The 24,951-nt window shown below is 65.2% G+C and carries 26 protein-coding genes, 2 tRNA genes and 1 other RNA gene; 9 read left to right on the top strand and 20 right to left on the bottom strand.

The annotated features are described in order from the left end of the window. Nucleotides 1–29 precede the first annotated feature (29 nt). Nucleotides 30–1,556 (bottom strand): polyprenol phosphomannose-dependent alpha 1,6 mannosyltransferase MptB, encoded by a 1,527-nt coding sequence (gene mptB / locus QRN53_RS04305; RefSeq protein WP_285242835.1) that lies wholly within the window; start codon nt 1,554–1,556, stop codon nt 30–32. A 153-nt stretch (nt 1,557–1,709) separates the two neighbouring features. On the opposite strand from mptB, the gene orn reads away from it, so the two are divergent. From orn to def, 3 genes are all read left to right on the top strand, one after another. Continuing rightward, nucleotides 1,710–2,339 carry an oligoribonuclease gene (orn, locus tag QRN53_RS04300; protein WP_285242791.1) on the top strand — a complete coding sequence of 210 codons (630 nt, stop codon included), beginning with the start codon at nt 1,710–1,712 and terminating at the stop codon, nt 2,337–2,339. Nucleotides 2,340–2,468: 129 nt separating this feature from the next. Then, nucleotides 2,469–2,541 (top strand) — tRNA-His (locus QRN53_RS04295). Between the two features lie 136 nt (nt 2,542–2,677). Then, nucleotides 2,678–3,250 carry a peptide deformylase gene (def, locus tag QRN53_RS04290; RefSeq protein ID WP_285242790.1) on the top strand — a complete coding sequence of 191 codons (573 nt, stop codon included), beginning with the start codon at nt 2,678–2,680 and terminating at the stop codon, nt 3,248–3,250. 18 nt (nt 3,251–3,268) lie between these two features. Here the strand turns inward: def and QRN53_RS04285 are convergent, their stop codons facing one another. The 5 genes from QRN53_RS04285 to rnpB all read right to left on the bottom strand — a co-directional run bounded on the left by QRN53_RS04285 (nt 3,269) and on the right by rnpB (nt 7,165). Continuing rightward, a complete protein-coding gene (locus QRN53_RS04285; protein WP_285242789.1) occupies nt 3,269–4,066 on the bottom strand; it encodes an HNH endonuclease family protein in 798 nt (265 codons plus the stop codon). A gap of 116 nt (nt 4,067–4,182) precedes the next feature. Next, nucleotides 4,183–4,392, bottom strand: a complete 210-nt coding sequence (locus QRN53_RS04280; protein WP_285242788.1) for a hypothetical protein — start codon at nt 4,390–4,392, stop codon at nt 4,183–4,185. Nucleotides 4,393–4,466: 74 nt separating this feature from the next. Beyond that, entirely contained in the window at nt 4,467–5,945 is a 1,479-nt protein-coding gene (locus tag QRN53_RS04275; protein WP_285242787.1) for a glyceraldehyde-3-phosphate dehydrogenase, read from the bottom strand. A gap of 247 nt (nt 5,946–6,192) precedes the next feature. Next, entirely contained in the window at nt 6,193–6,732 is a 540-nt protein-coding gene (locus QRN53_RS04270) for a TspO/MBR family protein (protein ID WP_285242786.1), read from the bottom strand. Nucleotides 6,733–6,777: 45 nt separating this feature from the next. Continuing rightward, nucleotides 6,778–7,165, bottom strand: an RNA gene (gene rnpB / locus QRN53_RS04265) — RNase P RNA component class A. A gap of 56 nt (nt 7,166–7,221) precedes the next feature. Here rnpB and QRN53_RS04260 point away from each other — a divergent pair. Further along, nucleotides 7,222–7,986 carry a YaaA family protein gene (locus QRN53_RS04260; protein ID WP_285242785.1) on the top strand — a complete coding sequence of 255 codons (765 nt, stop codon included), beginning with the start codon at nt 7,222–7,224 and terminating at the stop codon, nt 7,984–7,986. Nucleotides 7,987–8,013: 27 nt separating this feature from the next. On the opposite strand, the gene QRN53_RS04255 is transcribed toward QRN53_RS04260, so the two are convergent. Together QRN53_RS04255 and QRN53_RS04250 are read right to left on the bottom strand one after the other, a co-directional pair. Then, a complete protein-coding gene (locus QRN53_RS04255; RefSeq protein ID WP_285242784.1) occupies nt 8,014–8,751 on the bottom strand; it encodes a zinc ribbon domain-containing protein in 738 nt (245 codons plus the stop codon). 99 nt (nt 8,752–8,850) lie between these two features. Further along, the gene (locus QRN53_RS04250; protein WP_285242783.1) at nt 8,851–9,774 is read right to left on the bottom strand and encodes a Nif3-like dinuclear metal center hexameric protein; all 924 of its coding nucleotides are present in this window, start codon (nt 9,772–9,774) and stop codon (nt 8,851–8,853) included. 98 nt (nt 9,775–9,872) lie between these two features. Between QRN53_RS04250 and msrA the strand changes: the two genes are divergently transcribed. From msrA to epsC, 3 genes are all read left to right on the top strand, one after another. Beyond that, a complete protein-coding gene (gene msrA / locus QRN53_RS04245) occupies nt 9,873–10,397 on the top strand; it encodes a peptide-methionine (S)-S-oxide reductase MsrA (RefSeq protein ID WP_285242782.1) in 525 nt (174 codons plus the stop codon). Between the two features lie 64 nt (nt 10,398–10,461). After that, the gene (gene cysK / locus QRN53_RS04240) at nt 10,462–11,397 is read left to right on the top strand and encodes a cysteine synthase A (protein ID WP_285242781.1); all 936 of its coding nucleotides are present in this window, start codon (nt 10,462–10,464) and stop codon (nt 11,395–11,397) included. Between the two features lie 41 nt (nt 11,398–11,438). Beyond that, nucleotides 11,439–12,023, top strand: a complete 585-nt coding sequence (epsC, locus tag QRN53_RS04235; RefSeq protein ID WP_285242780.1) for a serine O-acetyltransferase EpsC — start codon at nt 11,439–11,441, stop codon at nt 12,021–12,023. Here epsC and QRN53_RS04230 read toward each other — a convergent pair. After that, nucleotides 12,020–12,886 (bottom strand): oxidoreductase, encoded by an 867-nt coding sequence (locus QRN53_RS04230; RefSeq protein ID WP_285242779.1) that lies wholly within the window; start codon nt 12,884–12,886, stop codon nt 12,020–12,022. The two genes, epsC and QRN53_RS04230, sit on opposite strands and share 4 nt — an antisense overlap. Nucleotides 12,887–13,020: 134 nt before the next feature. Further along, nucleotides 13,021–14,457 carry an NADP-dependent phosphogluconate dehydrogenase gene (gene gnd / locus QRN53_RS04225; protein WP_285242778.1) on the bottom strand — a complete coding sequence of 479 codons (1,437 nt, stop codon included), beginning with the start codon at nt 14,455–14,457 and terminating at the stop codon, nt 13,021–13,023. 233 nt (nt 14,458–14,690) lie between these two features. Between gnd and QRN53_RS04220 the strand changes: the two genes are divergently transcribed. Further along, the gene (locus QRN53_RS04220) at nt 14,691–15,416 is read left to right on the top strand and encodes a FadR/GntR family transcriptional regulator (protein WP_285242777.1); all 726 of its coding nucleotides are present in this window, start codon (nt 14,691–14,693) and stop codon (nt 15,414–15,416) included. 3 nt (nt 15,417–15,419) lie between these two features. Here QRN53_RS04220 and QRN53_RS04215 read toward each other — a convergent pair whose 3' ends face one another. From QRN53_RS04215 to QRN53_RS04205, 3 genes are read right to left on the bottom strand one after another with little or no spacing between them, the layout of a single operon-like run. Continuing rightward, nucleotides 15,420–16,496, bottom strand: a complete 1,077-nt coding sequence (locus QRN53_RS04215) for an L-idonate 5-dehydrogenase (protein WP_285242776.1) — start codon at nt 16,494–16,496, stop codon at nt 15,420–15,422. Then, nucleotides 16,496–17,266 (bottom strand): SDR family oxidoreductase, encoded by a 771-nt coding sequence (locus tag QRN53_RS04210; protein ID WP_285242775.1) that lies wholly within the window; start codon nt 17,264–17,266, stop codon nt 16,496–16,498. The genes QRN53_RS04215 and QRN53_RS04210 overlap by 1 nt, the downstream gene beginning before the upstream one ends. Further along, the gene (locus QRN53_RS04205; protein WP_285242774.1) at nt 17,263–18,189 is read right to left on the bottom strand and encodes an NAD(P)-dependent oxidoreductase; all 927 of its coding nucleotides are present in this window, start codon (nt 18,187–18,189) and stop codon (nt 17,263–17,265) included. The genes QRN53_RS04210 and QRN53_RS04205 overlap by 4 nt, the downstream gene beginning before the upstream one ends. A gap of 61 nt (nt 18,190–18,250) precedes the next feature. Between QRN53_RS04205 and QRN53_RS04200 the strand changes: the two genes are divergently transcribed. Then, entirely contained in the window at nt 18,251–19,315 is a 1,065-nt protein-coding gene (locus tag QRN53_RS04200) for a D-2-hydroxyacid dehydrogenase (protein ID WP_285242773.1), read from the top strand. 199 nt (nt 19,316–19,514) lie between these two features. Here the strand turns inward: QRN53_RS04200 and QRN53_RS04195 are convergent, their stop codons facing one another. The 7 genes from QRN53_RS04195 to QRN53_RS04165 form a co-directional block, all read right to left on the bottom strand. Then, nucleotides 19,515–20,861, bottom strand: coding sequence for an MFS transporter (locus tag QRN53_RS04195; RefSeq protein WP_285242772.1), 1,347 nt, complete (start codon nt 20,859–20,861; stop codon nt 19,515–19,517). 156 nt (nt 20,862–21,017) lie between these two features. Beyond that, nucleotides 21,018–21,815, bottom strand: coding sequence for an IclR family transcriptional regulator (locus tag QRN53_RS04190; protein ID WP_285242771.1), 798 nt, complete (start codon nt 21,813–21,815; stop codon nt 21,018–21,020). 246 nt (nt 21,816–22,061) lie between these two features. Then, nucleotides 22,062–22,352 carry a hypothetical protein gene (locus QRN53_RS04185; RefSeq protein ID WP_285242770.1) on the bottom strand — a complete coding sequence of 97 codons (291 nt, stop codon included), beginning with the start codon at nt 22,350–22,352 and terminating at the stop codon, nt 22,062–22,064. A 102-nt stretch (nt 22,353–22,454) separates the two neighbouring features. Next, nucleotides 22,455–22,530 (bottom strand) — tRNA-Val (locus QRN53_RS04180). Between the two features lie 102 nt (nt 22,531–22,632). Next, nucleotides 22,633–23,553, bottom strand: coding sequence for an NAD-dependent protein deacetylase (locus tag QRN53_RS04175; protein WP_285242769.1), 921 nt, complete (start codon nt 23,551–23,553; stop codon nt 22,633–22,635). Nucleotides 23,554–23,559: 6 nt separating this feature from the next. Further along, nucleotides 23,560–24,054, bottom strand: coding sequence for a peroxiredoxin (locus QRN53_RS04170; RefSeq protein ID WP_285242768.1), 495 nt, complete (start codon nt 24,052–24,054; stop codon nt 23,560–23,562). Beyond that, complete coding sequence (locus QRN53_RS04165) at nt 24,051–24,470, bottom strand: DUF3052 domain-containing protein (protein ID WP_285242834.1); 420 nt, start codon at nt 24,468–24,470, stop codon at nt 24,051–24,053. Before QRN53_RS04165 ends, QRN53_RS04170 begins: the two co-directional genes overlap by 4 nt. Nucleotides 24,471–24,951 lie beyond the last annotated feature (481 nt).

Genomic DNA, 24,951 nt, shown 5'->3' with positions numbered 1-24,951 from the left:
CTCGGCGCCGCAGGCGGTGCTGAGTACCGCTAGATCACCGGGCGTTCGACGACGGGCTCGTGCGTCTTGCGGAAGAGCCGGCGGGTGCCGGGATCCCAGAAGATCAGGTAAAGCCCAAAGAGGAGTGCGGTCAGGGCCGCGGCGATCCGGGCCAGCAGGAGGGCGAAGCCCAGGTCCTGGGTCTGCAAGTAGGGGAACACGTCCAGCTGGTCCGAAATGGCGTAGATCATGAAGAACGACACCACGAAGTACAGGGCCTTGACTTGCCAGTCGTTGCGGATGCCGGTCACGGCAAACAACGGGATCAGCCATACCACGTACCAGGACTGGATGATGGGCGCCAGCAGGACCACTGCGGCCAGGCCGAGCGTGAGCCGGCGCATCAGGCGGTCATGGTCGCCCTTGAGGATCTGCCAGGCGAGGATGGCCACGGCCAGCAGCTTGCCGGCGTCGAAAACCCAACCCGCCGGGACTGAGCCGTCCAGCCCGAAGGCGTTGGAAAGGGAACCCACCACCATGCCAATCAGGCCCACCGGGGCATACCAGATGGAGATGCTTCCGGGGGCGGAGAGCCCGTTGATCCAGCCAAAGCCGAAGCCGTTGACCATGCTCATGAGGGCCAGCAATGCCAGGCTCAGGCCAGCTGTGAGGGCCCAGAACGCGAACTTCCGCAGCCACCCAGCGTTCCTCCCCGCCCAGAGGAGGCCGATGAACGGGAGGAAGACGATGGTGATGGGCTTGACGGCGATGGACAGCGTGACCAGGACAATTCCCCGGACCTCGCGGCGGGTCGCGGAGTAGTAGAGCCCGGCAAGTGCCAGCCCGATCATGAGCGAGTCATTGTGCACGCTGGCGATGAAGTTGGTCAGGAAGAGCGGGTTGGCAGCGGTGAGCCACAGGGCCCGGTGCGGATTGATGCCGTGCAACGCTGCCAGGCGGGGCACATAGATCACGCAGAGCGCCACGCCGGCCAGGGAAACAAGCCGGAAAAGCATGATGCAGGTTTCCGGCTGGACGCTGGTTACCCACACGACGAACTGCTCGATCCAGAGGAACAGCTGGCCGTACGGAACGGGGGCTTCGGTCCACTGCTTGTCAGCCCCCAACTGGAAGTAGTTGGACAGTGCGGATATGCCGTGTTCGTAGGGGTTGAACCCTTCCACCATGAGCCGCCCCTGGCCGATGTAGGCATAGACGTCGCGGCTGAACAACGGCACGCTGAACATCATGGGGAGTCCCCACGCCACCACCGCCGCCAAGGTGGCACGCCGGGCCTGGTCGCCCCATACCCGCACTTTTTGGCCGAGCCGCAGCCAGGCACGCACCAGCAGCATGCCCCCTGCGGCGACCAGGACGATGGACAGTGCCACGCCCGGCGCTTCGGTGCGCATCCAAATGAACAGCGGCATACGGCGGAGTTCGGAGACCGGCGCGAGCCAGCCCACGCCGGCCGAACCGATCATCATGAACATCGATCCGAGGAACCCGGCAAGCAGGGGCGAGCGGGGATTGTCCACTTCTGCACCGCCGCCCGGGGCAGTACCGGCCGCCGTCATCTCAGGAATGTCCAATCTTCTTGCGTTTCCGCTGTGGCCCGGCGGACCGCGAGGGCGGCCGGGGACGTACTCGAGGGCGGCGGGTCGCCCCGCCGCGTATGCGAAATCCTAGCATCGGCCGGGCGTCCGGGAGTGTAACGGTAGGCTGGTCCGGTGCCTATATCTAACGAACGAATCGTCTGGATCGACTGCGAAATGACCGGCCTGGACATCAAGAACGACGCCCTCATCGAGGTGGCAGCCCTGGTCACCGATTCGGAACTGAACATCCTCGGGGACGGTGTGGACGTGGTCATCAAGCCCGAGGATGCCGCTGTCGCCCAGATGTCCGATTTCGTCCGGGACATGCACACCAAGTCCGGGCTCCTCGCGGAACTCCCCCACGGCAAGACCATGGCGGAGGCCGAGGCCGCCGTCATGGAGTACATCTCGGCCTGGGTTCCGGATCCGAGGAAGGCTCCGCTTGGCGGCAACTCCGTGGGCACCGACCGGGTGTTCCTCTCCCGCGACATGCCCGCCGTCGTGGAGCACCTGCATTACCGGGTGATCGACGTCAGCACCATCAAGGAACTCTCCCGCCGCTGGTTCGCGCGGGCGTACTTCCAGTCACCGGCCAAGAAGGGCGGCCACCGCGCACTGGGTGACATCAAGGACTCCATCGACGAACTCCGTTACTACCGCGAAGCGGTGTTCGTGCCGGCGCCCGGGCCCGACAGCACCACGGCCCAGAAGATTGCCCGGCGCATCACCAGCGACGATGCGGCCGGCCTGGCCGGAGAGTAATCTGCGCCACGTTTGGATGAAATTTCGCGGAAATCGCCGAAAGTGGACGAAGCACCCCTTCCGAGCAGGTAAGCTATTTGAGTTGCGTTTCCAGGGAGCCGGTAACACGGAAAGCCCTTGAAGCTCATGGTGGGCGTAGCTCAGTTGGCAGAGCGCCTGGTTGTGGTCCAGGAGGTCGCGGGTTCAACCCCCGTCGCTCACCCTCACGGGGCGGCACTTGCAGCCGTCAACAAGGGAGGCCGCACCGGAATATCCGGTGCGGCCTCCCTTGTTGTGTCCCACCAAGGTACGTGCAGTGATGCCGGCGGCGCCGGCCTCGAAGCCGAAGGACTAATACTATGACCGTTCTGCCGATCACCATCTGGGGCGAGCCCGTCCTGCACCGCCGGGCAGCGGAAGTCGAGGTTTTCGACGACGAACTGCGGACCCTGATTGCCGACATGTTCGAGACCAATGACGCCGCCAACGGTGTGGGCCTCGCGGCACCGCAAGTCGGCGTCGGCAAGCGGATCTTTGTCTACAAGTACGCCAACGACGACGGCGCTCCCCCGAGCGGTGTGCTGGTGAACCCTGTCCTGACCCTCTCCAAGGTCTCCGGCGCCACCCCGGACCCGGACGAGGAGGAAGAGGGTTGCCTGTCCTTCCCGGGCGAGCAGTACCCGCTCAAGCGGGCCGAGTGGGCCCGGGTGGAAGGCTTCGACGGTTTTGGCGAGCCGGTGAAATTTGAGGCCACGGGCTGGTTTGCCAGGGTCATCCAGCATGAATTCGACCATCTGGACGGCAAGCTGTATGTCAACCGGCTAATGGACCGCTACTCCCGCAAGGCCCTCAAGCAGGCCAAGAAGAACGGGTGGGGCGTTCCAGGGCTGATCTGGATGCCCGGCGTCGATCCCGACCCGTTCGGCCACTAAGCGCCTGCCGCTTACCGCTCAACGGGCGGCAATCGTCTGCTGCCCGGGGCAGGATGCCAAAACCTGTTTCATGGCATCCTTCTCGGCAGCCGTCACCCACAGGCCGTAAGCAGCCTTGACGGAGATCTGCCGGGCCACGTAATGGCAGCGGATCGCGGTGTTTTTCGGCAGCCACGTTGCCGCGTCCCCGGCGCTCTTTTTCTGGTTCGACTGACCGTCGGCGGCGATCAGGTTCAGGGGATCATTGGCCAGGCTCTGGCGTTCCTTGGGCGCCAGTCCCTGCGCACCCTTTTGCCAGGCGTCACCCAAGGGCACCACATGGTCGATCTGCACCGCGCTGCTGGTCTCGGCGCCGCGACGGAATTCGATGGCCTGTCCGGTGTACGGTTCCTGGAAATGGCCGCCCGTTACCTTGCACGCGGAACCTTCGGTGAATACCACTCCGGCAAGATCGCGCCGCAGGATGTCGTTGCGGGTATCGCAACCGTTCCGGTCCACATCGAGCCACGCCTGGCCAAAGGCTTCCCGGCTGTAGCCGGTATTCGGTGCCCTGCCTTTCACGGCCAGGCCGTCAAGGGCGGCGAGAGCGGCGCCCGCGGGTACGGGGTTGGGCTCGGCCACCGGTTTCATAAAGGCGGCATCGAACACCGGTGCCTCGGCTGGTCCGGCGGGCGCCGGGCCAGCCGCGGCGAACTGTCCGGCAGTAAAGAACCAGAACAGCCCGGCTATGACAGAGACGGCGACCGCTGCCAGCAGCCCCCAGGCCTGCCGGGAACGGCGGCGCGCACGGCGGTAGGCGGACCAGCTGACAGTCACGGCCCTGAGACCCGATCGCTAAAGGTAGGCACTCCAAGAGCCTAGGACAGGGGACGCAGCCGGCCGCCTATATCCACACTGTGGAGGACGAGTGATGGATCACACGCCGCCCTCATCTATTGCTCGCGCGTGACCCTTCGGAGATCCTCCTCCGCGGTAGCCAGGAGTTCCTCGAGCTGCCGGACGCGCTCTTCGCTGGCGTCTCCTGCCTGGTGCGCGGCGCGGGCGCCCTCAAGGAGCCTCAGGGCTTCCTTGTGGTTGGCCTTCGCCACGTCGAGTGCGTGTTCGAGGGTGGTTTCGTGCTGAAGAGTCGATTCTTTGTCCATGCCACCAGTTTGGTCCGGTTTCCCGGCTGATTCCAGTGAACCAGCCGGGAATTGGCCGGACGTGTCGCTTTTGGTCAGACGGCGATTGCGGCCAGGGCGGCCGCGCTTTCCTTGGCGGGGAACGCAGGCGGGTTCACGCCGGCCATTTCTTCCATGACCCGTACCACCTGGCAGCTGTAGCCGAATTCGTTGTCGTACCAGACGTAGAGGACCAGGTTCTTGTCCGTGGAAACCGTGGCCAGGCCGTCAACAATGCCTGCACGTCGGGAGCCCACGAAGTCGGTGGAGACAACCTCGGGCGAGTCGATGTAGTCGATCTGCTTGCGCAGGTCCGAGTGCAGCGACATCTCGCGCAGGTAGTTGTTCACCTCATCCTTGGTGGTGCCCTTCTCCAGGCTGAGGTTCAGGATGGCCAGGGAGACGTCCGGGGTGGGAACGCGGATGGAGCTGCCGGTCAGCTTGCCCAGGAGCTCGGGCAGGGCCTTGGCAACCGCCTTGGCGGCGCCGGTTTCGGTGATGACCATGTTGAGCGCGGCGGAACGCCCCCGGCGGTCGCCCTTGTGGAAGTTGTCGATCAGGTTCTGGTCGTTGGTGAAGGAGTGGACGGTTTCCACGTGCCCGTGGATCACACCGAACTTGTCGTTGATGGCCTTCAGGACCGGGGTGATGGCGTTGGTGGTGCACGAGGCGGCGGACACGATCCGGTCGGAATCGTTGATGTCCCGGTGGTTGATGCCGTGGACGATGTTCTTCAGCTCACCCTTGCCCGGAGCCGTCAGCAGCACGCGTGCAACACCCTTGCTCTGAAGGTGCTGGGACAGCCCCTCGGCATCGCGCCAGCGGCCCGTGTTGTCCACCACCAGGGCATCCTTGATTCCGTAGGCGGTGTAGTCGATGGTGGCGGGGTCGTTCGAGTAGATCACCTGGATGCGCACGCCGTTGGCGGTGATGGTGTTGGCTTCTTCGTCGATGCGGATGGTGCCCTCGAAGGAGCCATGGACGGAGTCCCGGCGGAGCAGGCTGGCCCGCTTGGAAAGGTCGTTGTCGGATCCGCGGCGCACCACGATGGCGCGCAGGCGCAGGCCGTGGCCACCACCGGCCTTTTCGATCAGGAGGCGTGCCAGGAGCCGCCCGATACGGCCGAAGCCGTAGAGCACCACGTCGGTGCTGGTGCGCTCGTCGGCACCACGCTTGCCAACGATCTCGGCGAGTTCGGCGCGAAGGAACTCTTCAAGGGTGGCTCCGTTGCCTTCTTCCTTGAATTTCTGGTTCAGGCGGGCGATGTCGATCGCGGCAGCGCCCAAGTCCAGGCCGGCCAACGTGTTCAGCAGCGGCGCCGTGTCCTCCAGGAGCAGTTCGTCCTTGCTCATCCGGCGCGCGAAGCGGTGTGCCTTGAGGATGTTCATGGTGGACTTGTTGATCAGGCTCCGGCCGTGGATGCTGGTCACCACGTTGTTGTCGCGGTACAGCCTGCCAATCACCGGGATCATGGCCTCGGCGAGGGCCTCCCGGCCCATCCACGTATCAAGACAAGAATCAGACGTCTGGCTCACAGAAATACCTTCCTCGGGTCAGCCGTGTACGTCCTCGTACACAGATGTAGGCCACCTGATGATGTCCAGGGGCACCGGCACCTGCAGGGGTCGACCCTCAGGCACCTGGATCGCGTGCAAAGAAAAACCGCCGGCTGCGAACGCAACTTTTCGGCGGTAGAACTCCTGCGTCCGGGATCCATTCTAATTTGGCGCAGCCCCCCGAACACGCCAGTGCTGCGTGAAATCACTCACATGGGCTGCGCGCTCAGTTGTGGGCGGCGGCGTACAGGTTCAGGCTGGCGGAAAAGACGACCCAGGAAAAGTACGGCAACACCAGCAGCCCGGCGGTGGCGTCGACCGGACCGAACCGGAGGATCAGGAAGGCCAGGGTTGCAGCCAGGCAGCAGATGACCAGGAACGCCGCCCAGAGGGCCGCCGCGCCGGCCATGGGGTACATCCCGAAGAACGTCACCGGCCACGCGGCGTTCAGCAGGAGTTGGACGCCGTAGCCGGCCAGGGCCGGACCGGTCAGTCCGCCTTTGCGCCAGACCAGCCAGGCCGCGGCGGCCACTACGACATACAGCACCATCCAGGTGATCCGGAACATCAGTGAGGGCGGCATCCACGGCGCCTTGACCGAGCCGGCGTACCAGCCCGTGGAATTGAGGATGATGGGGATCGAGGCAAGCACACAGGCCGCGGCCGACAGCCCAAGGAACCCGGCGAGGGCGGTAATTTGGGAGCGCAGGCCGGATAAGTTTCCAGCCGTTCCGGCGGCCGGCCGGAGATCAGTAATAACGGGCACGGTCAAGCATCCCCAACACAGCGCCCAAGGTCAAACCCGGTTTTGAGGATGGGACAGCCGGTACGCCGGGTTCTGTTCTCCCCTGCCGTTGCCGGAAAGGGAGCGACGGCCATCCATCTACGAGTACCGTTGCCGGCACCCTCCAGCGGCTTACCCGGACACTCGGGCGGGCAGCCCTCGAACGTGTCCTGTCTAGCCTTGCTCCGGGTGGGGTTTACCTAGCCTTCCCGGTCACCCGGGAAGCTGGTGGTCTCTTACACCACCGTTTCACCCTTACCTGCCCTCTCCGGCCAAGGCCGGACATGCAGGCGGTCTGTTTTCTGTGGCACTGGCCTGCGGGTTACCCCGAGTGGGCGTTACCCACCACCCTGCCCTGCGGAGCCCGGACGTTCCTCGAGCCACTTGCGTGGCGCGCGGCCGTCTGGCTGTCCCATCCGGGTCCAGTCTACCGGCGCTCCCGACCGCTTTCGTCGCCGGTAGGATCGGACGGTGCTGATTCTGCTTCCCCCGTCTGAAGGCAAGACGCCCGCGCTGCGCGGTCCCGCCGTCGACTGGTCCTCCCTGGGCTTCCCGGACCTCAACCCGTACCGGGCCAAAGTCCTTGAGGCACTGGGCACGGTCAGTGCGCACCAGGACGCTCTCGCTTTGCTGGGCGTCGGAGCTTCGCTGCGGGACGACGTCGAACGCAATACCCGCCTGCACGCCGAGCCCGCCGCGCCGGCACACAGCATCTACTCCGGCGTCCTGTACGACGCCCTGGGTTACCGGACCCTGACGCCAGTGCAGCGCCGCAAGGCCGATGAGTCCGTCCTGGTGATTTCCGCGTTGTGGGGGGCACTGCGCTTTGGCGACAGTGTTCCCGCCTACCGGCTGTCGATGGGCACGGCATTGCCCGACGTCGGCCGGCTGGCTCCCTTTTGGAAGGCCCAGCTGGGCGACACCCTGGGGGCAACGGCGCAGGGGCATCTGCTGGTTGACTGCCGGTCCAGCACCTACGCCGCCGCCTGGGCCCCGCCGCCGGAACAGACAGTCGCCGTGAACGTCTTTACGGAGACCGCGGGAGTCCGCAAGGTGGTGAGCCACTTCGCCAAGCACACCCGGGGCGAACTGGCCCGGCATCTGCTGGTACGCCGCGGAAAAGCCCCGGCCACGCCGTCGGACCTCCTGAAGGCCGCCCGCGAAAAGTGGCACGCGGAACTGGTGCCCGGCACCGTCCGCAAGCCGCACGCCCTGAACATCATCCTGCCGGGGTAAGCCTGCGGCCGGGCCGGTCGCCTGTTGTCAGGCCCACTCGTCCGAGCGGACCAGGATGGCGCCGGAGTCGGGGCAGAACACGATGTCGTCGGCAGCGGCGGCCTTGATCTCGGCGAGGTCGCCGGGGCTGAGCTTCATTCCCGAAGCCTCCGACGTCCCGTGGAAGAGCCGCGCGGCGCCAACGCCCCGCTTGGCGAGGGTTTTTTCGTAGACGGCCAGCATGCCTGCATCCAGCCCTGCGGCGAATTCGGCGCGCCGGGCCACGAGCTCTTCGGCCTCGGCGGCCACTTCAGCGAGGGCTGCGTCGAGCTCGGCCCGGATGGCGCCGAACGAGCCCTGGATGTCATCGACGATCGCCTGCTGGGCGGCCTGCCGCTCCCGCAACGTGTCCAGCCGCTCCAGGATTTCCAGTTCCACGTCTTCGAGGTCTGAGCGCCGCTTGTTCAGCGACTCAATATCCTTCTGCAAGGCCACCAGGTCCTTGGAAAGCCCGGTGCCGCTGTTGAGCCGGGCTTCGTCGCGTTCGATGCGCGAGGCAACCTGTTCGACGTCGGCTTCCGCCCGCTTGAGCGCGGACTCGGCGTCATGCACCGCCACCTTGGCAGCACCCAGTTCTCCATTGGCCACGGACAACGCCGCTTCGAGGTCCTTGATTCGGGGATCATTTTCGAGCGTCCGCCGGCGGTTGGCGAGGCCGGTCAGCCTGGCGTCCAGTCCTTGCAGTTCGAGCAACTTCAACTGTTCCGCCGGTGCTGCCTTCGCCACTGTTACCTCCGCTTGATCCCATCCGGCCTCGGGCCGGGCACCCTACCGGCGCTTCCTAGACTCTATCGCCTGGCCTGCACCGTTGCCTCGCTGCCGGGCTCAGCCCGGGGTAAGGATGAAGTCCCACGGATCACTGTTGGTGGTGCTGACCCGGATCTCCAGGTCATGCCCCTGGTCCGCCAGGACATTGCCGAGGGCTGCGGCGGCGGCCGGCAACCACAGCCATTCACTGGCAAAGTGCGAGACGTCCACCAAGTAGGGCCGGCCATTGCGGGCAGCCTCCCGGGCCTCGGAAGCGGTGTGGTGGCGAAGGTCTGCGGTGACGTACACGTCCGCGTTGCTGGCCCTGACCTCGTTAAACAGGGAATCGCCGGCGCCTCCGCACACGGCGATCCGCCGCACCACGCCGTCCTTGTCCCCGGAAACGCGAACACCCCCGGCCACTGAGGGAAGGATGCCGAACACCCGTGCAGCGAAATCACCCAGGCTCATGGCGTCCGCCAGGTCGCCGACCCGCCCAATGCCTTCCTCCGGCAGCCCGTTGGCTGCGGCGGTAAGCGGCGCGACGTCCTGCAGTCCCAGCGCATCGGCCAGAACGTCGGAAACGCCCCCGACGGCGGAGTCGCCATTGGTGTGTACGGTCAGCAGTGCCGTCCCCGACTCGATCAGCCGGTGGACAGCCCGGCCCTTTGCCGTGGTTGCGGCTACCGACGTGACACCCTTCAGCAGCAGCGGGTGGTGGGTAATGAGGAGGCCGGCACCCCATTCAATGGCTTCTTCGATGACGTCAAGGGTGGGGTCCACCGCGAACATCACCTTGCTGACGGGAGCAGACGGGTGGCCTGCCACGAGCCCTACCTCGTCCCAGCTCTCCGCCAACGATTCAGGCCACAGCTCCTCAACGGCAAGCAACAATTCGGCCAGGGTTGGCGCCTCGGCGGCACTGTCGTGGGCCAGCGCGTCGGAGGAGGCTTCGCCGTCGTGATCTGCCTGGCCGGTAACGTCGGTGTCCACAGGTTCCATAGTCTTAGTTTTACCCCATCGCCTTCCCGGCGCCGCATGTTGCGGTGCCGGGAAGAGCCGGCGGGAATCATCCGGGGCCGTCAACCATTGAAGAGGTCATGAAAACTTTTGTTCTTGGCGGGGGCTGCTTCTGGTGCCTCGACGCTGTCTACCAGAAGACCAGGGGCGTCACATCGGTGGTGTCCGGCTACACCGGCGGCCACGATCCCCAGCCCGACTACTACTCGGTGTGCAGCGGAACCACGGGGCACGCGGAGGTTGTGGCCGTGACCTTCGACGAGGAGATCATTCCGGCCGAGGTCATCCTGGACATGTTCTTCGCCCTGCACGATCCCACCACCTTGAACCGCCAAGGGTACGACGTCGGCACCCAGTACAGATCCTCCATGTTTTACGAGACCACGGAGGAGAAGATCCTGTTCGAGGAAGCGATCGAACGCAACCAGACGTTGTGGAAGCATCCCATCGTCACCGAAGTCAGCCGCCTGCCCCGGTTCCACGTGGCGGAGGAATTCCACCAGGACTACTTCGCCAAGCACCCCGAACAGGGGTACTGCCAGGTGATCATCAACCCCAAGCTGGCCAAGGCCAGGAAATATTACTCTGCATGGCTTAACGCTTAGCCAGCGTTACGCGGCCTCGTTAGGCTGACCTCAGTATTCACCCCTTAGAGATAGGCGTATGTACATGGCACGGATCTATGACGATGTAACGCAACTGGTCGGCGGGACCCCGCTGGTTCGGTTGAACCGGCTCAGCGAGGGACTGGACGCCACCGTTGCGGTCAAGCTGGAGTTCTACAACCCGGCCAACAGCGTCAAGGACCGTATCGGCGTCGCCATCATCGATGCCGCGGAAAAGTCGGGTGCACTGAAGCCCGGCGGCACCATCGTCGAGGGCACCTCCGGCAACACGGGCATCGCCCTCGCCATGGTGGGTGCAGCCCGCGGGTACAAGGTCATCCTCACCATGCCGGAGACCATGTCCACCGAACGCCGCGTCATGCTCCGTGCCTTCGGCGCCGAGATCGTTCTGACCCCGGGCTCCGAGGGCATGCGCGGTGCCGTGGAAAAGGCCCAGGAGATCGTGGCCAACACCGAGAACTCCATCTGGGCACAGCAGTTTGCCAACGAAGCCAACCCGGAGATCCACCGGAAGACCACGGCAGAGGAAGTCTGGGAGGACACCGACGGTGCCGTTGATATCTTCGTGGCGGGCGTCGGCACCGGCGGAACCATTACCGGCGTCGGACAGGTCCTTAAGGAGCGCAAGCCCGGCGTCCAGATCGTGGCCGTGGAACCCAAGGACTCCCCCATCCTGAACGGCGGCGCTCCAGGCCCGCACAAGATCCAGGGCCTCGGCGCCAACTTTGTTCCGGAACTGCTGGACACCAATGTCTACGATGAGGTCATCGACGCAACGCTGGAGGACTCGGTCCGCGTTGCCCGCGAGCTGGGCATCAAGGAAGGCATCCTGGGCGGCATCTCTTCGGGCGCCATCGTCTGGGCAGCGCTGGAACTGGCCAAGCGACCCGAAAACGCCGGCAAACTGATCGTGGCCGTGGTCTGCGACTTCGGTGAGCGTTACATCTCCACCGTGCTGTATGACGACATCCGGGGCTAAGCAGACTCAGCTGCCCGCCCGTTTCGTGTAGAAAGAACTTTGTGGGCTTTTTCGCAAGACTTAAAGAAGACCTCGAGGCCGCCCGGTCCCACGACCCGGCGGCTCGAGGTTCTTTTGAGAACTTTTTCGCCTATTCCGGCCTGCACGCCATCTGGATCCACCGGCTGACGCACCGGATGTGGCAGAACCCTTCGCTGCGCTTCCCGGCGCGGCTGCTGTCGCAGCTGGGGAGGTTCGCCACCGGCATCGAGATCCATCCGGGTGCCACGGTCGGCCGCCGCTTCTTCATCGATCACGGCATGGGGGTGGTGATTGGCGAAACCGCAGAAATTGGCGAGGACGTGATGATCTACCACGGCGTCACGCTGGGCGGCCGCTCGCTGGCGCGGATCAAACGGCACCCCACCATCGGGGACCGCGTGACGATCGGGGCCGGAGCCAAAATCCTGGGGCCCATCACCATCGGCCGGGACAGCGCCGTTGGTGCCAACGCCGTGGTGGTCAAGGACGCGCCGCCGGAGTCGATCGTGACCGGCGTTCCTGCAAAGTGGCGCCACCGGGATGCCCAGCGGGAAACCAAGCCCGCGGTGGATCCGGCCGAATACGATATCGAGTACCGGATCTAGTTCGTTCCCTGACCTGGCCGCGGGCCCTGCTGGCCGGGGAAGCGCTTGTAGATGTTCCACAACACGGCGTCGAACGCGCGGTCCGGAAGCAGCCGGCGCAGCAGCAGGATGGCCCCCGCGCCCTTGCCCACCGGGTAACGGGTCTTGGGCTTCGGCGAAGTTGCGGCGTGAACGATCGCGTCCGCAATCACGGCAGGGTGCGAGGACAGCGCCGAACCGTCGGTTGAAGCCAGCGCTGCCGCCACCACCTTGGCTTGGGCGGCGTACGGTCCGGCGCCCGAATTGGCCAACAGGCCCTCAGCGGCGATAGCGCCCCACTCGGACTGGGTGCCACCCGGTTCGATGATGGACACGTCGATGCCGTGCGGTTTGAGCTCCACACGGAGCGAATCGCTAAGGCCCTCTACCGCGAACTTCGTGGCGTGGTACCAGGCGCCCAGCGGCTCGTACATCTTGCCGCCGATCGAGGAGATGTTGATGATCCGCCCCCTGCCGGCGGACCGCATGCCCGGCAGCACGAGTTGCGTCATCCGCGCCAGGCCGAAGAGATTGACAGCAAACTGCCGGCGCCCCTCGGCCGGCTCCACCTCCTCGAGGGAGCCATAGGATCCGTAGCCGGCGTTGTTGACCAGCACGTCAATCCGGCCGTGGGCCGCGAGGACTTCCCCGACGGCGGCCTCCAGTGACGCCTCATCCGTCACGTCGAGCGCCAGGATACGGACGCCGTCGGCCCTGAGCGGCTCCATTTTCTCCACCCGGCGGGCGCCGGCGTACACCGTGAATCCGTGCGCGGCGAGCTTCCGGGCAGCTTCAAAGCCGATTCCAGTGGACGCACCGGTGACAAAAGCGACGGGCTGGTTCATGGCGGGACTCCTTGGGACGGCGCACCGGGAGGGCGGCCTGCACGGATGAAAGGACAGCTACGGCCGGAAACACCAACGGCCGGCGCCCCCAGAGTATCGGGAAGCGCCGGCCGCCGGGCCGGAAGCGGCGTGGACTAGTGCGTGTCGACGGCCGAGACCTCGGACTTGTCCTCGCCCCAGAGGGTGTGGAACGTACCCTCGGTGTCAACGCGGCCATAGGTGTGGGCGCCGAAGAGGTCGCGCTGGCCCTGGATGAGGGCGGCGGCAACGCGCTTGCGGCGCAGGCCGTCGTAGTACGCCAGCGAGGAGGAGAACACCGGCACCGGGATGCCGAGCTGCACAGCGGTGGCAACAACGCGGCGCCACGCCGGGAGTGCGTCGCCGATGGCCTTGGTGAACGCCGGGGCGAACAGCAGGTTGGCCGGCTTCTCGTCCGCGGCGTACGCCTTGGTGATGTCCTTGAGGAGTTCTGCGCGGATGATGCAGCCGGCACGCCACAGGGAGGCGATTTCGTCCAGCTTCAGGTCCCACCCGTATTCCTTGGCTGCGGAGGTGAGCATGTCCAGGCCCTGCGCGTAGGAGACCAGCTTGGAGGCGTACAGCGCCTGGCGGACGTCCTCGACGAACGTCTCCGGGATTTCCACCGTGGCCTCGTTGCCGGCCAGCAGTTCCTGGCCCAGCTTGCGCTGTGCTGCCTGCGAGGACAGTGCGCGGGCGAAGACGGATTCGGCGATGCCGGATACCGGCGAGCCCAGTTCCAGGGCAGAGATGACGGTCCAGCGGCCCGTGCCCTTCTGGCCGGCGGCGTCAACCACGACGTCGACGAACGGCTTGCCCGTCTTGGCGTCAACATGGCCCAGGACCTCGGCCGAGATCTCGATGAGGAAGGACGAAAGGTCACCCTTGTTCCACTCGGAGAAGATCTTCGCCTGCTCGGCGGGCTCAATGCCGGCTCCCGAGCGCAGGAGGTCGAAGGCTTCACCGATGACCTGCATGTCGGCGTATTCAATGCCGTTGTGGACCATCTTGACGAAGTGGCCGGCGCCGTCGGTGCCAATCCATGCGCAGCAGGGCTCTCCGTCCACCTTTGCGGAAATCTTCTCCAGCAGCGGGCCGAGGGCCTTGTAGGACTCCTTGGAGCCGCCGGGCATGATGGACGGGCCGTTCAGTGCGCCTTCTTCGCCGCCGGATACGCCGACGCCCACAAAGTGCAGGTCCTTCTTGGCCAGAGCGGCTTCGCGGCGGCGGGTGTCCTCGTAGTGCGAGTTGCCGGCGTCGATGATGATGTCGCCCGGTTCCAGCAGCGGCTCCAGCTGCTCGATGACCGAATCCACCGGCTTTCCGGCCTTGACCATGATCAGTACCCGGCGCGGCTTCTCCAGGGAATCGACCAGTTCCTGCAGGGATTCGGTGCGGATGAAATCGCCTTCCGCGCCGTGCTTCTCCAGGAGCGCGTCGGTCTTCTCCACCGACCGGTTGTGAAGGGCAACCGTGAACCCGTTGCGGGCGAGGTTGCGGGCAAGGTTGGCGCCCATCACTGCGAGGCCGGTGACACCGATGTGTGCAGACATCAATAACTCCAATTCATTGTTTGCCCCGGATCCAGGGTTCCGGTGCGGGTTGGCTGCCGGGGTATATCAGGGGGTCGGAATAAAGCATATATATTCCGGCGGTGACGCGAAAGTAACGTCCGCGTCATGAAACCCGATTGTGTCGGTGCCAGTCTAGGACTGCGGCGCCCACCTGTCCCGGCGTTCCCGGGCGCCCGGCGATCCACCATTCGCCAGCAACTAGGCTTAGCAGCATGACCAGCAGCCTCCACCACCGTGCCATCGAGAACCTGGGCACCCGGATCATCTCAGGGGATCTCCCCGCGGGACACGTCATGCTCGCCGAGCAGCTGGAGGACGAACTGAAGGTATCCCGCTCGGTAATCCGCGAAGCGGTGCGCGTCCTGCAGTCCCTGGGGCTGGTGGAAACCACCAAGCGGGTTGGCATCCGGGTGCTGCCTTCAAGCCGCTGGAACCCCTTTGATCCGCAGGTTATCCGGTGGCGGCTGGCCAGCGACGCGCGCGGCGCCCAGCTGCGCTCCCTGGCCGAACTCCGCGCCGCGGTGGAACCTGCAGCAGCCGAGCTGGCGGCAGAGAACGCACCGGCGCCGCTGCGCCTGGAACTCGTCGACGTTGCCCGTGCCATGCGGGATGCGGGGAACAAGGGCGAAGTTGCCCGGTTCCTGGAACTGGACATCCGCTTCCATTCGCTGCTGCTCTCCGGCTCCGGCAACGAAATGTTCGCCAACCTCATGGGGCAGGTGGCAGAAACACTGACCGGCCGGACAGTGCACGGCCTGATGCCGGACCATCCCCACCAGGCCGCCCTTCAGTGGCACGAAGACGTAGCGGAAGCCATCGCCAAGGGGGACGCCCCGGCTGCCCGCGAGGCCTCCGACCGGATCATGCGCCGGACCATGTCCCAGATGGCCGAAACGTGGACGGAGCAGCCGCGGGTGTTCATCCCCGTCCGGCACTGACGCTCAGCTGCTTCCTTCCGCGCCGAAGCTGAGGAGGACTTTGCCGGAGCTGGTGGAGTCCTTGGCTACTTCAAAGGCGTGGAGGGCGTCAGCGAGCGGGAACTGGTGCGTGATGACGGGGCCGATGTGCAGTGAACCGTCGGCGAGGGCGTCGATCACCTGGTCGATTTCGTCGTTGAAGCGGAAGGATCCTTTGAGGTCCAGTTCGCGGGTGATGGCCAGGGAGATGGGCACCGGCTGCGCGCCGGTGGGCAGCAGGCCCACCATCACCACCGTCCCACCTCGGACCGCGCCGGAAATGGCTGAGGCCAGTCCGTGGTGGTTGCCGGAGGATTCGATCACGACGTCGGCCTCCACGGCCGCGATCGCGGCAGTGTCGGCGGCGTTAATCACCTCATCGGCCCCGACCGCGCGGGCGATGTCCAAAGGTTTGGGGTGCAGGTCCACGGCGGTGATCCGCGCGGCGCCTGCGCGTTTGAGGACCGCAACAGCGAAGGCACCGATGGGCCCGGATCCGATGACAAGCGCTGTTTTTCCGCGGACGTCCCCGGCACGGGACACGGCGTGCCAGGCTACGGACGCCGGTTCGATCAGGGCCGCGGTGCGCAGGTCAAGGCCATCCGGCAGCGCCCGGAGCATCCGGGTGGGGAGGTTCACGTACCGGCTGAACGCCCCGTCCGTGTGCGGGAAGCGGGCGGCGCTGCCAAGATACGTGCATCCCGGGGACAGGTTGGGCCGGTCTGCCGGGTAGCGCGCGGCGCCGGGGCCCGGAGTGGCCGGGTGCACGGCGACGGCGGTCCCCGTCACCGGGCCGGCTCCGTTGGCTGCGGCCCGGACCACCGTCCCGGAAATCTCGTGGCCCAGGACCAGCGGCGCCTTGAGGATCGACTCCCCCGCCGCACCATGCAGCCAGTAATGCAGGTCTGACCCGCAAATCCCGCCGAACGCGACCTCCACCACCGCTTCGTCCTCCGCCGGCTGGGGCAGCGGGACCTCATCGATCCGCAGGTCACCGGCGGCATGGGCCACCAGCGCCGGCCCCGAGACCGGCAGATTTTCCGTGATTGCTGCCGACGCCATCAGACCACCACCGTCATTCCGCCATCGATGAAGATGGTCTGCCCGTTCACGAAGTCCGACCCGTTCGAGGCCAGCCACACCACCGGTCCGGCCAGATCCTGCACCGTCCCCCAGCGGTGGGCCGGGGTCCTCCCCAGGATCCAGGAGTTGAACTGCTCATCATCGACCAGGTTCTGAGTCATCTCCGTGTGGATATATCCCGGGGCGATCCCGTTGATCTGCAGCCCGGACCCGGCCCACTCCGCCGTCATCGCCCGCGTCAGGTTCCGCAGCCCGCCCTTCGCCGCCACATACGGGGCAATCGTGGGCCGGGCCAGATCGGTCTGTACCGAACAAATATTGATGATCTTGCCGCGTCCCCGGCCGATCATGTGCCGGGCAGCCTCCCGCCCCACCAGGAACGCGCTCGTCAGGTCCGTCGACAGCACCCGGTCCCAGTCCGCCACGTCCAGATCCAGCATCGGCACCCGGTGCTGGATCCCGGCATTATTCACCAGGATCACCAACGGACCCACGTTCTCCTCGATCCAGGCGATGCTGCGGGCAGCGGCTTCTCCGTCGGTGACGTCAAAGGCCACGCCATGGATGCGGCCGGGCGGGTAATCCGCCGCGAGCTCCGCTTCCGCTTCCTTCAACCGCTCAGGGTTGACGCCGTTGAGCACCACGGTGGCGCCGGCGTCGGCCAGAGCCCGGGCCAACGCGTTGCCGATCCCCCGGCTCGACCCCGTCACCAACGCAACCCGGCCCGACAAATCAAAAAGAGAACTCATTGTGCAACTGTTCCTTCCGCCGCAGCTGCGGCACTGTGGCTGAGGTGGGAGATGGTTTGGCGCACTACTGCGAGGTCCCGGTCGCCGAGGCCCTGGCGCTTCAGTTCGGCGTAAAGTTCGATGGCGGCCGTGGCGATGGGTGTTGCCGTGCCCGCTGCGCGGGCTGCGTCCAGCACGAAGGAAAGGTCCTTGTGCATGAATTTTGCCGGGCCCGTGGGGGTGTAGTCCTTGCTGACCAGGCGCGGGCCGACGATATCCAGCACCCTGCTGCCGGCCAGGCCGCCGGACAGGACGTCGAAAAGGGACGCCGGGTCCAGCCCGGAACGCTCCGCCAGTTCAGCGGCTTCGGCGAGCGCCGCCGTCGTCGTCCCCACCACCAACTGGTTGCACGCCTTGGCGAGCGACCCTGCGCCCAGGGGACCGAGGTGGCGAATGGTGGTGCCCATGGCGTGCAGGAGTGGCTCCACCTCGCGGAACGCGGACTCCTCGCCGCCGGCCATGATGGCGAGGGTGCCGTCCGCGGCACCCTTGGTGCCGCCGCTGACCGGGGCGTCAACAACCTGGGCGCGCCCGCCGGTGAGTTCGGCGACGCGGCGTCCAAAGGCCTGGACGGCGGTGGGCGAGACACTGCTCATGACCAGCAGGACGGTGTTGGGCGCTGGCGGCTCTTTGGTCCAGCCGGCAAGCAGCCCCGCTGTGGCGTCCTCGATATGCGGCAGGTCCGGGAGCATGAACACGATGATGGGTAGATGGCCCAGGTCTTCCACCCTTGGGGCAACTGTTCCGCCTAGAGCCTTCATCCGGGCCGCCGGCTCCGGAGACCTGTTCCAGCCCGTGAGCTGCCAGCCGTTCCGGACGGCGTTCGCCGCCATGAGTCCGCCCATCAACCCCAGGCCTGCAAAGCCTGCGCGCTTGTCCTCCATGACCCAGCCTCACGTCGTCGTGTCTAAAAAGAATTGTTCAATATCCTAGCCATAATTCAGTATGATGAACACTATGACTTCCATAACTACCGTGGCCATTGCCGTGCCGCTCGAAGCTGAGCTGGTGGATCGCATCAGGGCCGTTGACCCGTCCGTCACTGTCCTGTACGAGCCGGACCTCCTACCGCCGGAGCGTTTTCCGGCCGACCACGCCGGAGATCCGGACTTCCGGCGGACACCGGAACAGGACGAACGCTATTGGTCGATGCTGAACAGCGCACAGGTCCTCTACGGGTTCCCCAACGAAAGCCCCTCCGGGCTGGCCCGGGTCGCCACCGAGAACGGGCACCTGCAATGGGTGCACGCCATGGCAGCAGGCGCAGGCGGGGCGGTAAAGACATCCGGCCTGGACCAGCAGGTTCTGCAAAAGTTCAAAGTCACCACGTCCGCCGGCGTGCACGCACTTCCACTGGCGGAGTTTGCGACCATGGGCATCCTGAACGGGTTCAAGCGCACCGCCGAGCTGGCACAGGACCAGCAGGCCAGGAACTGGCCTTCACTCCGCACCCCCACGCGGCTGGTCAGCGGTTCCAGGCTGGTTATTACCGGGCTCGGCGAGATCGGCCTTGAGACGGCCCGGCTGGCACGCGCCCTTGGGATGACTGTCAGCGGCACCAAGAGGACCCCGGAGCCCCTGGACGGCATCGACCAGGTGACGGGAAACGACGGCCTCACAGGCCTCCTCGCCACCGCCGATGCCGTGGTGAACACCCTCCCAGGCACCCCGTACACGGAGAAGCTCTTCAACCGGGACGTATTTGCTGCCATGAAGCCCGGCAGCGTCTTCGTCAACGTCGGTCGGGGCACTGTGGTGGATGAGGAAGCGCTGCTTGAAGCACTGGACAACGGCCAGCTCTCCTACGCCTGCCTCGACGTCTTCGCTGTGGAGCCGCTCCCCCTCGAAAGCCCGCTGTGGAGCCACCCGCGAGTCCTGGTCTCGCCGCATACGTCCGCCTTGAGCGCAGCCGAAAACAGGCTGATCGCAGACCGCTTCTGCAGCAACCTGCGCATCTTCCTCGACGGCGGCGAACTCCCCCACCTCGTGGACACGATCCACTTTTACTGACCCGGCACCACAGTACGGCCGCCGCCCCCTGCGTCAGGGGCGGCGGCCGTACTTTTTTGTGCCCGGCACCCCCTGCGTGCGGGCGATCCCTGTACTGACAGCCCGGGCCCCCAGGCTTCAACGATCCGGGCCGCACCTTCTCCCGCAGATGCAAAAACGCCCAGGCCCGGATAATCCGGGCCGGGGCGTCCAGGCTGCGTCAGCTGGCGTCTTCGACGAGGACCAGGTCGCGTCCGCCGGTTTCCGGCGTGAAGAAAGTGGTGACGAAGGAGATCAATGCCAGGACGAGGGAGTACAGGGCAGGAACCAGCCAGGAATGGTTGGTGGCCGCCAGCAGCGCAACGCCGATCATCGGGGCGAAGCCGCCGGCAAGTACAGCAGACAGTTCGCGGCTCAGTGCAACGCCGGTAAAGCGGTGCTGGGAACCGAACAGCTCGGGCAGCAGGGCGCATTGCGGCCCGAGCATGGCCTGGACGCCCAGGGCGATGCCAACCACCATGACCACCCAAACGAGCGTGACGTTGCCAAGCGTCACCAGGTAGAAAGCCGGAAGCGCGATGACCGCCTGGAAGAGGGCACCATAGCGGTACACGGGGACGCGACCCACGCGGTCGGACAGGGCACCGAAAGCGACCACCATGACGGCGGCGAAGCCGGCCGCGATCAGCAGTCCGGTGGGGCCGATGAACTTGTCACCGGGGAAGACACCCGCGGGCATGCTGATAAACGAAACCAGCAGGGCCGAGTAGATGGAGGAGTTTCCGTTTTCACCCATGCGCAGGCCGATGCCCACCAGGACATTCTTCTTGGAGTGCCGCCAGATTTGGGAGACCGGGTTCTTCACCACAGCCTTGTGCTTCTCAAGTTCCTGGAATACGGGCGTCTCTTTGAGGCGGAGGCGGATAAACACCGCAATGGCGATCAGGATGATGCTGGCAAGGAACGGCACCCGCCACAGCCAGCCCTGCAGGACGGATTTGTCCGCAAGGGCCATCAGGGCGAATGTTCCGGCACCGAGGAGGGTGCCCAGCTGGATGCCAACGAAGGGCAGGGAGGCAAAGAAACCACGACGGCGGCGCGGCGCCACCTCGGAGATGAGCGTGGTGGCACCTGCCTGTTCAGCGCCGGCCCCGAGGCCCTGGATGATGCGGAGGGTTACCAGCAGAACGGCGCCGAGCATTCCGGCCTGGTCGAAGGTGGGGAGGAGTCCAATGGCGAAGCTGGCCATTCCCATGATGCCGATGGTGAGGATGAGGACCATCTTGCGCCCGAATCGGTCACCGATGTGGCCGAAGACGACTCCGCCGAAGGGCCGGGCCGCAAAGCCCACACCATAAGTGGCGAAGGAGGCGATGACGGCGCCGCTCTCACCCAGCGGGGCGAAGAAGAGCGGGCCGAAGATCAGGGCGGACGCCAGGCCGTAGATATAGAAGTCGTAGTACTCCAGTGCGGAACCCACTGAACTTGCCAAAGTTGCCCTTCGCAGCTGGTCCGCGTCAACGACGGTGCCGTCCGCGGCCTGCGGTGCATTAGTACGAGTTGTCACAAGAACTCCCTCATCACGCGCCAGGCCCCCGTTGGCCTGGCGGGTCAGCAACAGCACCAAAAGTGCTGATCACTATGTTGAACAGAGTACAGCAAGTTGGACGGTAGGCAAGGGTTTATGGACAAGTATGGGTACGGGCCCTTGTGGGGCGCCGTCCTAGCTCATGGGATTGCCCAGCGACCGGGCGAGTTCCTGCAGTTCTTTGACCATCTGCGCTCCCTGCTCCGCGGTATACGTCGCCTTCAGCGCCGTAACGGACAATCCAAGGCTTGGACCGTGGGACCCCCTGGTGGGAACGGCTACCCCGAGGCAGACCACGCCCGTGGTGGATTCCTCGTCCTCGAAGGCGTAGCCCTGTTCCCGGATGGACCGCAGCTGGCCCTTCAGCTCCCGCCCGGTCCGCAGGGACTTCGGCGTAAGGACTGGCAGCTCGGCGTCATCGGGGAACAAGGCTTCGATGTCGTGGTCGTGAAGCCGGGCGATCAAGACCTTGCCCACGGCGCAGAGCGAGACCGGCATTTTGTCGCCGATATTGGAGGTGAGGCGGACGGCCGGATGCCCCTCATACCGTGCCAGATAGATGACATTGGTCCCGTCCAGCATGGCAATCCGCACCGTCTCACCGGAAAGGGTAGGCGCCTGCTCGCAGTACCGGTAGAACTCCTGGACCTCGTCCATGCGGCTGAGATAGGCCGCGCCAAGTTCAACCAGTTTGCGGCCCAGGGTGAATTCCGAGCCCTTTCTGTTGATAAGGCGGGCATCTTCGAGCGCCAAGAGCAGGTTGGAGGTGGAGGATTTCGGGATTCCCAGCTCGCGGGCAAGATCACTGAGGGTCAACCGTCCCCCCGCGGACGCGGCAAGTGCTTCCAGGACGGCGGCAGCTCGGGTGACGGCCGGCGCCGGCGACGCGCTTGCGGGCCCGTCGGAGGAACGTGAGGTGCGGGAATCGGCCATGATTCTCCTTCAGTAGGCGCGTGCGCTCGTCAGGTGTCCATTCAGCTGAACAGAAACCATCATAGTGGCTTACCGAGGCGGCCGGGGGTCCCGGCCGCCGTTTGCCGGACAAGGCACCCGCAACAGGACTTTTTGTTTCCGGGAGTTCACGGTATATTCATCCCAGGCCCTCCACCGCGGCATCCCCCAATAGTCGCGGTGGAGGGTTTTCCAATGCCCTGATGCCGGCGGACGGAACGGGGCCCGTCAGGCCGCACCCGCTTCCGACTCCCTGAGCCGCCATCCGCCGCCAAGTCCGTCGCGCTGAAGATACATGGTGGTCAGCGCAGACCGGCTGTTGCTTCCCAGCCTCACCTGCAACTGCAGGACCTCGACATCCACGCCGCTGTTGCCCTTGGGCATCCGGCGGTTGGTCTCCCACCAATTGATGCGCTCGAACCACCTCACCGGCTCGGCACCCACCGCCCATTCTCTGCCCCGGCTCAGCACCGTCGTCGGCATTCCCTCGTTGTCTGTGTGAACTATGACGTGTTCCATTCCTGCAAGCTATGGCAGGGCACTGACATTGGGCGTGGGAGTGCCGAAGCACGAAAAAACCCCGCCGTCCCGCCGGAGGGGCGGGGCAACGGGGTTTCATAGTGGTGGGTCCTACCGGGATCGAACCGATGACATCCACGGTGTAAACGTGGCGCTCTACCAGCTGAGCTAAAGACCCAAATCACGCGGTTTCCGGCCGTAACGCCGCAACCAACGAACATAAACTCTACCCGACGTTGGACCGCAAACGCGAATCGGCCCCCGCCGGGAACGCCCCACCCTAGAGCTCAGGGAGTTCAGATGCCAAGTACGCCAATGCCTGGCTGACTCCGGCTTCAAGCTTGATGGTTGCCTTGTCATCGCCGCGGGTCGCACCCCGGTTGATGATGACCACCGGTTTTGACTGCTTGGCGGCGTGCCGCACGAACCGCAGGCCGCTCATGACCGTCAGGGAAGACCCGGCCACCACGAGGGCGGCAGCTTCGTCCACCATCGCGTAGGACCGCTCCACCCGGTCCTTGGGGACGTTCTCACCGAAGTAGACAAAGTCGGGCTTCAAGGTCCCGCCGCAGGCAGGACACAGAGCCACCACGAAGCTGTGGATGAGCGCCTGGTCCTCAACTGTGGCGTCCGCGTCCGGCGCCATTTCCACCAGCCCGGAAGCTGCCGCCCGCTCCAGGAAGCCTGGGTTGAGTTCTTCGAAGACACCGGCCAAAAGGCGCCGGGAGTAGGTCCGCCCGCAGTCCAGGCAGATCACTTGGTCGTACCGGCCGTGGAGATCGACGACGTTTGAACTGCCCGCGCCCTGATGCAGCCGGTCGACATTCTGCGTAATCAGCCCGGTGAGGTAACCGCGCCGTTCGAGCTGGGCTGCGGAATAGTGGCCCTGATTTGGATCCGCATGCCGCATATGGGACCAGCCAATGTGGTTCCTGGCCCAGTAGCGGCGCCGGTTGGCGGCGTCGCGGACAAACTCCTGGTAGGTCATGGGTGAACGGGGCGGTGAGTCCGGGCCGCGGTAGTCGGGGATCCCGGAATCCGTGCTGAGCCCGGCACCAGTCAGCAGGGCAAAGGGTTCGCCCGCCAGGAGGTCACGGATCCGGACCAGAACCTCAAGGTCCTCGCCGGAGGGCGGGGCCGGGGCCACCGGCGGCATGCTGGCAAAGCCTGTCAGGCCTGTCCCCCGCCGCTGTTCAGCCATGCCGCCTCAGGCCCTCTTCAAATCCGCCAAAGCTGCACGGTAAGCACCGAAGTCGCGGGCTTGCCCCCGCGGGTTCACCACGCTGTACCTGATCTTGCCGCCGGCATCGATGATGAAAGTGGCCCGCTTGGCCATGCCGCTGCCGGCGTCGAACACGCCATAGGCGTTCGCCACGGCCCCGTGAGGCCAGAAATCTGCCAACAGGTCGAAGCCATACCCTTCCTGGGCAGCGTAGGCGCGGAGGCTGAACTTGCTGTCAACGGACACGGCCAGGACCACGGCATTCGAATCCTCGAACGTGGCCAGGTTGTCACGTATCTCGCAAAGCTCGCCGGTGCAGATTCCGGAGAACGCGAACGGGTAGAACACCAAGGCTACGTTCTGTCCGCGGAAGGACGCGAGGCGAACCGGCTCACCGTACTGGTTGGCCAGCTCAAAGTCGGGCGCGAGTGCGCCCACAGCGGGGACAACTGCGGAAGCGGCCTCAACCGCTGCCGTCATTTGTTCTTCCTGCTGACCAGGCGCACTGCGCTCCAGTCCTTGGAGACACCGGCAGAGGTGGTGACATGCAGGCCGGCAGTCGGCGCTGCTTCCTGGATGTCCGCCGGCGAAACGTAACCGTCCCGGCCCGACTTGGGGGTCAGGACCCAGACGACCCCGTTTTCGCTCAGGGTGGTGAGCGAATCCATCAAGCTGTCCACCAGGTCACCGTCGCCGTCACGCCACCAAAGGATGACAGCGTCGGCCACATCGTGGTCGTCCTCATCCAGCAGCTCTGAGCCGGTGAGGTCTTCAATATCGTCACGCAAGTCGAAATCGACGTCGTCGTCGTAACCGAACTCCTGAATCAGATCCCCATTTTTGAAACCCAATTTTTCCGCCACATTTACCGAAGTGGCGGCGTCGGCCTCGCTCACGTGTTCCTCCAATACGTCATACATGCGTTGTGCATAGTGATTTCCATTACTCCCAAGCCAACACCCTTTGTGCCTGCGCTTCAAGCTGCCGCCCCCTGGATCGCGCATATTCTGCGTCACATCCCGTTGCGGCGGCGCCCAGGCAAGGGCTTTTGGCCACACAACCAGTATGACGAACGAAATACAACTGCAGCGCCCGGACCGCAGCTACGCATCGTGTTGCCGTCAGGGCTAGAGTGGCTGATGACAACTATGCCCACCGGACTGCACCCCTGTGACTCCGGGCAGGCTTAGGAGCGCTAGGAAGCTGCCCGGCACACATGACCGGGCTGTTGTAACCGATACGTCGCACACGGCGTATATACGCCGGGCAGTCACCCTGCCTGGCCTGAGTGCGCCGATTCATGCGCGCAAAGAGAGGTTGGACGTGGCTGCAGGAGAAGAGACCTCCCATATCCTCAGCGGGTTGACTAACCAGCTG

This window comes from Pseudarthrobacter sp. fls2-241-R2A-127 (assembly GCF_030209355.1).
GTDB lineage: Bacteria > Actinomycetota > Actinomycetes > Actinomycetales > Micrococcaceae > Arthrobacter.
The sequence above is the reverse complement of the archived record's forward strand: the minus strand, read 5'-3'. Positions and strand labels throughout refer to the sequence as shown.